An 8,563-nucleotide genomic window follows, 5' to 3' on the forward strand; every position below is an offset into this window, starting at 1 on the left:
TTAGCTCAGTTGGCTAGAGCGCTCGGCTGTAGACGGTGCCTGACGTGTTCCCGGTCCGTGTTCGGGTTTGGATGATGCGCACCCAGCCGTAACCGAGAGGTCCCCGGTTCGAGTCTGGGAGGGGGGAGTTCTTTTTTCTTTTTAGTCGATTGCGTAGTCAGTTGTGGAGTGCTTTTTCTGCAAGTTGGCGTGCTGCTTCCTTTGTCGTCGCGACAGCGAGAAAGCGGTTGTTGTGGCAGAAGGTTGCTCCTTTGACGCCGCTTGCTTTTTCCAATGCCTTCCCGCTCAGGCCCGCCCAAGAGAGTGGGAAGTCTTTGCGGTTCTCGAAACAGTACTGTTTTTTGGGCACCGCCCTGATGAACCAGGCTGTTTTGTCTTTGTTTGGTTTGATGACGAAGAGTTTCTCGGGATGTTGGATGACCCAGTCTTCCCACTCGCAGGGTTCCGGGAGGACAAGGATCGGTCCTGGCTGGTTTTTGAGTGCTGTGAGCACGATGGCGCGTGACGCGATGTAGCTCTTTGCGTGGGCTAGTTCTGCTTTGAGGAGGGTTTGCATGAAAAAGACGGCTTGGTGGAATGCAGCGTCTAGTTGTTCTGGTGTGCTGGTTGTCCATGGCGGCACGAGGGTTTCAATGGCCTTGAACAGTTCATAGGGGAGGATGTCTTGTCGTGTTGGTTGGCAGAGGGAGACGCCGTTGTCTCCTGCGTCAATAGGGCAAAAGAGGCGGAGGTCTACGCGTTCATGTTCTTCCTTGGTTGTAAGTTGGTGCCCGAAGTGTTTCCAGATCAGTCCGGCTGAAGCATAGGGGATGCCGTTTGTTCTGGCGCCTGCACCGCCGCGTTGGTGGTGGTCGAAGTCGCCTGTTTGTGGGTTGTACGCGCCGCCAACGTCTATGCGCACGTTTGCTTGGTTGTAGACGGCTGGGTTTCGTGTTCTCGTGATGGTGCAGTCAGGGTGGAGGAGTTTGAGCGTTGCTATGGCTAAGGTTTCGTCTGCGTGGAAGGGTCCATCATGGGTTGCGATATGCATGTTTTGGTGTGTGTAGGCGGGTTTGGCTGATCGGGCTTGTGTTGTCTGGCGGGGGTTTATATGTTTTTGTCTCTGATTTGTTTCTTGTTTTGCCTGCCGGGTTCCCTCCTCAATAAAAAACCGCAAGCTTTTTAAAGGGCCTCAATTTCCGCTGCCACCTAGGATGCATCGTCGAGCGCAGCGTAGGGGGCATGGGCACAAGTAAGTATTCTCTAACTGGTTGAATGTTAGAGAGTGTTGTGCCGTTTTGTTGCCTTCGTAGTTGCCCTGGTGGTGTAGTCTGGCCTAGCATGAAGCCCTGTCGAGACGGTGATGTGCTCGGGCGTATGCTGGCGTGTCAATGTCGTTGAAAGGCTTCGACCCGGGTTCGAATCCCGGCCAGGGCGTGCATGAGCCGGTAGCTCAGCCTGGATGCATCCGTTGCAGGGCACTAGAGCACTCGGCTTTTAACGAGGAGCCCCTTCTGGGAGGGGTTGCCTTGTCAGAAACCGAGTGGTCGCGGGTTCAAATGACGCTTTGTTGGAGCGTGGGAAAGTCCCGTCCGGCTCATCCTGCTCAAGAAGGTGATGGGAAGAATGGTAAAAGAAGAAGCGTTCCGTGTTGAGGAGCACGTCCTCGTTCCGAAGCATGAAAAAATTTCTGAGGCTGAAAAGAAGAAGGTGTTGGAGGAGCATAACATTACCGTTCATGACTTGCCGAAGATCTTGCGTTCGGATCCCGCGATTGCTCATCTTGATTGTAAAGAGGGCGATGTAATTCGTATTCGAAGGAAGAGTTTAACGGCTGGCGAGTCCGTGTTTTATAGGGGTGTTATTGATGGTTGATGATGCGTCGAAGATTGTGATTCAGGAGTATTTTAAAGAAAATTCGTTTATCAAAGCGAGTTTGGATTCTTTTAATCACTTGATTGAGGAAGAGTTGCAAAACATCGTTAATGAAAACAAAGACATCGAACCCGCAATTATTCCTAGCAATGTTGATGAGTTTAAAATTCGCCTGGACAGGATTATTGTGTCAAAGCCGGAAATCACCGAAGCAGATGGTTCAACGAGGGCTGTGTATCCTGTTGAGGCGAGGATGCGCAGGATCAGTTACGCCGCTCCTGTTCAGCTTGAGGTTTCGGCGTACATCAACGGGGTGCAGAGGGAGTCGTTCACTGCGCAGATAGGGAATATTCCGATCATGTTGAAGTCGAAGTTCTGCCATTTGCATGGGAAGTCTCGGGAAGAGCTCGCGGCAGTCGGGGAGGATCCTGATGATCCGGGCGGGTATTTCATCATTAATGGAACGGAGCGCATCATTGTTAACATAGAGGACTTGGCGTCAAATAAATTCATGGTGGAGAAGGCTTCAACAGGAACGTCTCCTTTTGTCGGCAAGGTGTTTAGCGAGAGCGGTTCGTATAAGATCCCTCACCAAATTGAAAAACTCAAAGACGGTATTTTTTACCTTACCTTCACTCGGGTGAAGCGGATTCCTGTGGTAGTTGCTGTCAAAGCCTTGGGGCTCTTGAAGGATGAAGAGATTATGAAGGCGGTGGGTCTTGAGAATCAGTCTGAAGTGTTGATCAACCTTTACGACTTTGTGGATATTAAGTCTCGGGAGGATGCTCTTGACTTTATTGCGAGGAAGATGGGCATTACGCAGTCGCGCGACATTCGTCTCGAACGGGTGCAAGAGATTGTTGACAAGTACTTGCTGCCGCATATCGGGATGACGAGCGAGTCGCGGTTGCTAAAGGCGCACAACCTTTGCAAGATGCTCAAAAAGTTCATTTTGGTTGCGAACGGCGAGGTTCCTCCCGATGACAAAGACCATTACATGAACAAGCGCTTGAAGCTTCCAGGGGACTTGCTTGCTGATTTGTTCAGGGTGAATTTGAAGATTTTAATTGGTGATTTGCTCTACAATTTCCAGAGGATTGTGAAGCGCGGAAAGTTCCCGTCTATAAAGGTGATTATTCGTGAAAAGCTCTTGACGCAGAAGGTTTACTCTGCAATGGCCACGGGAAATTGGGTTGGTGGCAGGAAAGGCATTTCTCAGCGTATTGAGCGCTTGAATTTCTTGCAGATGCTCTCGCATTTGCAGAGGGTTGTAAGCCCTCTTTCTGCTTCTCAGGAGAATTTTGAAGCGAGGAGTTTGCACAGCACGCATCTTGGGAGGCTCTGCCCATCAGAGACGCCTGAGGGGACAAACATTGGTTTGCGCAAGAACTTGGCGATGTTGGCGCATGGCACGCACAAGATTGACGAGTCAGAGGTGCTGGAGCATCTAAAAAAATCTGGATTAGAGGTTTTGAAGGGGTGAAAATGGCTGACGTTTTTTTGGACAACAAATTTGTTGGAACGGTGAAGAACGGGCTTGAGTTTGCACAGCAAGTTCGTCAGGATCGACGCGCGGGTAAGCTGGATATTCAGCTTAACGTTCGTTTTGACGCAAAGTTGGATCAGGTTTTTATTGAAACGGCAAAAGGGCGCGTCACGCGGCCGCTCGTTGTTGTTGTTGACGGGAAGCCGTTGTTGAATGAGCGTCATATTCAGCAGTTACAAAAAGGTGAATTGCTCTGGTCTGATTTAGTGAAGCAAGGGGTTATTGAGTATTTGGACGCGTCTGAAGAGGAGGATGCGCTCGTCGCGTTGGAAAAAGAGGACTTGACTCCTGAGCATACGCATTTGGAGATTAGTGCTGTTGATATTCTTGGCATTGCCGCCTCGCTTGTCCCATACGGCCATCACAACCAAGGGGTTCGCTTGTCGCAGGGCGCAAAGAATCAAAAACAGGGCGTTGGTTTTTATGCTGCAAACTTTCCTATTCGCATGGATATGGATGTCAGTATTTTGCATTATCCTCAAGTCCCGATTGTAAGCACTATTTTGCATGACGTGATTGAATATCAAAAGCACCCTACCGGCCAGAACGTGACGGTGGCAATTATGGGGTATCGAGGATACAATATGGAGGATGCCATCGTTGTTAGCCAGGGCGCTATTGACAGAGGACTTGGGAGGAGCACGTATTATCGTCCCATGGTGACGGAGGAGATGCGGTATTCTGGAGGGTTGATTGATCAGATTTCTGTTCCTGACAAAGATGTGAAAGGATATCGCACCGAGCACGACTATCGCTTCCTTGAAGAGGACGGGATTGTCTTTCCCGAGGCGAACGTGAAGGAGGGCGACGTCGTGATTGGGAAGACTTCGCCCCCGAGGTTTTTGTCCAGTCTTGATGAGTATAACTTGACGACGAGCTCGAGGCGCGAGTCATCCCTTGCTATGCGTCACGGAGAGCAGGGTATTGTTGACTTTGTGTGCCTCACTGAGAACGAGCAGGGAAATAAGATGGTGCAGGTTCGTCTTCGCAACCAGCGCATCCCTGAGATTGGAGATAAGTTCACGTCTCGTCACGGACAAAAAGGGGTTATTAGCCTGATTGTGCCAGAGCAGGATATGCCGTTCACGGCAACAGGGATGCATCCGGATATCTTGTTCAGCCCTCACGGGATTCCTAATCGTATGACGGTTTCTCACTTGATTGAGCTTCTCGGTGGAAAGACAGGCGCTCTTGCGGGGCGATACGTTGACGGAACGACGTTCTCATCCGAACCGGAGAAGGCGTTGAGGGAGGAGCTTGCCAGGCTTGGCTTTCGAGAAGACGGTTCTGAAGTGTTGTACGACGGGGTGACAGGGGAGGAGTACCCTGTTAGGATTTTCGTTGGTAACATGTTTTATTTGCGGCTCAAGCACATGGTTGCGAACAAGATTCACTCTCGCGCGCTGGGTCCTATTGAGTTGTTGACGAGGCAGCCAACGGAAGGAAGGACGAAGGAAGGCGGTTTGCGCATGGGCGAGATGGAGAAGGATACGTTCGTTGCGCACGGCGCGGCGCTGCTTCTCAAGGAGCGTTTTGATGCCGACAAGGTCGCTGTTCCTGTTTGCTTGAAGTCGGGCATGATGGGGTATTATGATAAGAGAAAGAACAAGCTGATCTCGCCGATTTATGGTGAGGATGCTGAGCTTGACTGGGTTGAGATGAGTTATGCCTTCAAGCTCTTGCTTGATGAGATCAAGTCGTTGTGTGTTTTGCCAAAACTGATACTGGAGGATAAGTTTTGAGGTGTTGCAAGGATGATTCCAAAAGCGATTTCAAAGAAGATTAAGGCCATTCAATTCACGCTGCTCTCTCCTAAGATGATTAAGGAGATGGCGGTGGCCAAGATTGTAACGCCTGAGTTGTATGACAAAGAAGGATACCCTGTCGACGGGGGTTTGATGGATATTCGCTTGGGGGTTATTGATCCCGGATTGACGTGCAAGACTGATGGGCTCAAGCTCAAGGAAAGTTTGGGGCATTTTGGGTATATTGAGTTGGCAAGGCCGGTTATTCATATTAATTTTGCGGGGTTGATCCTTGATCTGCTTCGGTGTTCTTGCAGGGAGTGTGGCAAGATCCTAATTCCTCAGGATAAGATCACGTCTTACGGCAAGTATTTGGATAAAGTGTTGGAAGAGTGGGGTGCTGAGGAGCGGCGCAAGGCCGTAAAGGAGATTATAACCACGCTCAAAACGGTAAGCAAGTGTCCGCATTGCAATGCTAAGCAGTTCAAGATTTCCCTCGACAAGCCGACAACGTTCTTGGAGGATGAGAAGCGTCTCTCACCAATTGAGATTAGGGCGCGGCTTGAGAAGATTCCTGATGATGACCTGGCCGTGTTCGGTATTAATCCTTCATCTATGCGTCCAGAATGGGCAGTCTTGACCGTTTTGCCCATTCCTCCTGTGACGATGCGGCCGTCTATCACCACCGAGTTTGGTGAGCGGTCTGAAGATGATTTGACGCACAAGCTGGGCGATATTGTTCGGATTAATCAGCGCTTGTTCGAGAACATCAATGCTGGGGCTCCTGAAATAATCATTGAGGACTTGTGGGATTTGCTCCAATACCATGTTACAACCTTTTTTGATAATGAAGTGGCGCAGCTTCCTCCTGCTCGGCACAGGTCGGGTCAGCCGCTGAAGACGATAGCGTCAAGAATAAAATCGAAGGAAGGCCGGATTAGGCATAATCTTGCGGGAAAACGGACGAATTTTTCTGCGAGGACGGTGATTAGTCCTGATCCGTCGTTGAACATCAATGAAGTTGGTGTTCCTCTCATGATTGCAATGAAGCTGACGGTTCCTCGCAGAGTTACTGAGTGGAATGGTGAGTATTTGAAAAAGTTTGTAGAGCGCGGCCCGAAAGAGTACCCCGGAGCGAACTATATTGTAAGGCCTGACGGCCGGCGTAAGAGAATTACTGATGAGACAAAAGAGCAGCTCTTAGAGGAGATTCAGCCGGGATATGTTGTTGAGCGGCATTTGATGGATGGAGACATTGCGATCTTTAACCGTCAACCCAGCTTGCATCGCATGTCAATGATGTGCCATAGGGTGAGAGTGCTTCCTGGCTTGACGTTGCGCCTCAACCCTGCAGTGTGTGCCCCGTACAATGCGGACTTTGACGGGGATGAGATGAACCTGCACATTCCTCAGACGGAAGAGGCAATGGTCGAGGCTGAGGTGTTAATGGAGGTGCAGACGCAAATTATCAGTCCACGTTACGGGCTGAGCATTATCGGGTGCATCCAGGACGCGATTTCAGGAAACTATATTTTGACAAAATATTTGGAAAAAATTCCGCGCCACGAAGCGGTGGACTTGCTCTCCGCCGTTGGCATTGAGGATTTTTCAAGGTTGCCGAGCAAGGAGTTTGTTTCTGGCAAGGAAGTGTTTTCTTGCGTCCTCCCGAAAGATTTTGAGTTTACAGGAAGAAAGCGGGAAAAAGAAGAGCAGGTGATTATTAAGCAGGGCAAGCTTCTCTCCGGGGTTTTGGACAAGCGAAACTTGGGCGTCGGGTCTGGCTTGCTTTTGAGGACGCTTCATAAAAAGTACGGGCCTGAAAGGATGGTTTCCCTCCTCGCCATGATTTATAAGCTCGGGACGGAGGTTATTCATCATTACGGGTTTACGATTCGGTTGTCGGATCTTGATCTTTCCGAGGAGACGCACAAAGAGATTCGCAGGGTTCTTAATGAAGCCGAAGAGGATGTTGAGAAGATGATTAGGCAGTTTGAGGAGGGGACGTTGGAGGTTCTTCCTGGAAGGACGTTGAAGGAAACGCTTGAACTGCGCATTTTAGAGCGTCTGAATCAGGCGCGAAACGTTGTCGGAGTTTTAGTTGCTGAGCGGACTAATCAGTCGTCGAATACGATGATGATGGTGCGTTCTGGTGCAAGAGGCAATTTGATTAATCTTTCTCAAATGGCTGCTTGTGTCGGCCAGCAGGCTTTGCGTGGTGGCAGGATTGATAAGGGGTACGCTGACAGGACGCTTTCTTGTTTTCGAAGGGGTGATTTGAAGGCAGACGCGAGGGGGTTCATACGGCACGGGTTCAAAGAAGGGCTCAAGCCTCATGAGATGTTCTTTATGGCAATGACTGGCAGGGACAGCCTTATGGATACCGCGTTGCGAACACCCAAGTCTGGTTATTTGTACAGGCGCCTTGCCAACGCGTTGCAAGATTTCAAGGTTGACTACGACTTTTCAGTAAGGGACGCGTCTGGTAAAATAATTCAGTTCACGTATGGGGAGGACGGCATTGATGTTTCTCGTTCTGAGAAAGGAAAGATTAATGTAGAGGCCATCAAGAACGAGGTGTTCAAATGAGCGAAGCGTTGTTTAAGGCGTACGAGGGCAAGCTCCCGCCTAGTATTCTGGCTGAAGCAAAGGAGCTAGTTCCTAAGGGTGCTAGCGAGGCCATGATAAAAAAGTTTTTGGAAGCAGTCTACGCGGAATACTTGTCTTCCGTGGTTGATCCTGGAGAGTCGGTGGGTTTGGTAACAGCAGAGTCCATTGGCGAGCCGGGTACGCAGATGACGTTGAACACGTTCCACTTCGCAGGCGTTTCTGAAATGAATGTCACCACTGGATTGCCTCGTTTGATTGAGATTTTGGACGGGAGGAAGACGATTAAGACAGAGATTATGGAGATTTACTTGAAAAAGGAGCTTTTGGAGAAGAAATCGGTGAGGCAGATTGCTGAGATGATTAAAGAAACCAGGCTTAAAGAGTACGTAAAAGAGATTGAAATTGATGTTCTTGAGCCGAAGATGACGGTGGTGTTAGACAAGGAAAAGATGGCTCAGCGCGAGATGACTTCTGCAAGGATTGCATCAGTTCTTCGAAAAACATTGAAGACGTTTGAAGTTGCAGTAGAGGGGGATGTGCTTTCTATCACGTCAACATCGAAGGAAGAGCCGCTCAAGCAAATATATCATTTGCGTGAGAAAATTAAGGATGTCTACATTAATGGTGTGAAGGGGGTCAAGCAGGTGCTTCCGGTAAAGCGGGGGAGTGAGTACCTCATCGTTACTGCAGGGAGCAACCTCAAGGAACTTCTTAAGATTGAAGGAATTGATATGACGAGGACGAAAAGCAACAACCTCTACGAAGTGCAGAAGTTGCTGGGAATTGAGGCTGCTAGGCAGACCATCATCAA

At 49.5% G+C, this 8,563-nt stretch carries 6 protein-coding genes and 1 tRNA gene; 6 read left to right on the plus strand and 1 reads right to left on the minus strand.

What is annotated here, in order from left to right; translation table 11 throughout:
- Nucleotides 1-157: 157 nt before the first annotated feature.
- A complete protein-coding gene (locus tag D6783_02365; protein ID RME53315.1) occupies nt 158-1,156 on the minus strand; it encodes an MYG1 family protein in 999 nt (332 codons plus the stop codon).
- Nucleotides 1,157-1,300: 144 nt separating this feature from the next.
- Between D6783_02365 and D6783_02370 the strand changes: the two genes are divergently transcribed.
- The 6 genes from D6783_02370 to D6783_02395 form a co-directional block, all read left to right on the plus strand.
- Nucleotides 1,301-1,411: transfer RNA gene (locus tag D6783_02370), tRNA-Asp, on the plus strand.
- A 194-nt stretch (nt 1,412-1,605) separates the two neighbouring features.
- Complete coding sequence (locus D6783_02375; protein RME53320.1) at nt 1,606-1,854, plus strand: DNA-directed RNA polymerase subunit H; 249 nt, start codon at nt 1,606-1,608, stop codon at nt 1,852-1,854.
- Nucleotides 1,847-3,337 carry a DNA-directed RNA polymerase subunit B'' gene (locus D6783_02380; GenBank protein RME53316.1) on the plus strand — a complete coding sequence of 497 codons (1,491 nt, stop codon included), beginning with the start codon at nt 1,847-1,849 and terminating at the stop codon, nt 3,335-3,337. The genes D6783_02375 and D6783_02380 overlap by 8 nt, the downstream gene beginning before the upstream one ends.
- Before the next feature lie 2 nt (nt 3,338-3,339).
- On the plus strand, nt 3,340-5,142 hold the full coding sequence (gene rpoB, locus D6783_02385; GenBank protein ID RME53317.1) for a DNA-directed RNA polymerase subunit B: 1,803 nt from the start codon (nt 3,340-3,342) through the stop codon (nt 5,140-5,142).
- 12 nt (nt 5,143-5,154) lie between these two features.
- Nucleotides 5,155-7,731: a DNA-directed RNA polymerase subunit A' gene (locus tag D6783_02390; protein RME53318.1), complete on the plus strand. Its 2,577-nt coding sequence runs from the start codon at nt 5,155-5,157 to the stop codon at nt 7,729-7,731.
- Nucleotides 7,728-8,563: DNA-directed RNA polymerase subunit A'' (locus D6783_02395; GenBank protein RME53319.1), on the plus strand; the 836-nt coding region annotated here is incomplete at its 3' end. The genes D6783_02390 and D6783_02395, both read left to right, overlap by 4 nt.

The organism is Candidatus Woesearchaeota archaeon (assembly GCA_003694805.1).
Taxonomy (GTDB): Archaea; Nanobdellota; Nanobdellia; order Woesearchaeales; family J110; genus J110.

Bases quoted from the DNA above. Each gene is read 5' to 3' on its own strand.
- D6783_02375 (RME53320.1), top strand. From the start codon at position 1,606: ATGGTAAAAGAAGAAGCGTTCCGTGTTGAGGAGCACGTCCTCGTTCCG.
- D6783_02380 (RME53316.1), top strand. From the start codon at position 1,847: ATGGTTGATGATGCGTCGAAGATTGTGATTCAGGAGTATTTTAAAGAA.
- rpoB (RME53317.1), top strand. From the start codon at position 3,340: ATGGCTGACGTTTTTTTGGACAACAAATTTGTTGGAACGGTGAAGAAC.
- D6783_02390 (RME53318.1), top strand. From the start codon at position 5,155: ATGATTCCAAAAGCGATTTCAAAGAAGATTAAGGCCATTCAATTCACG.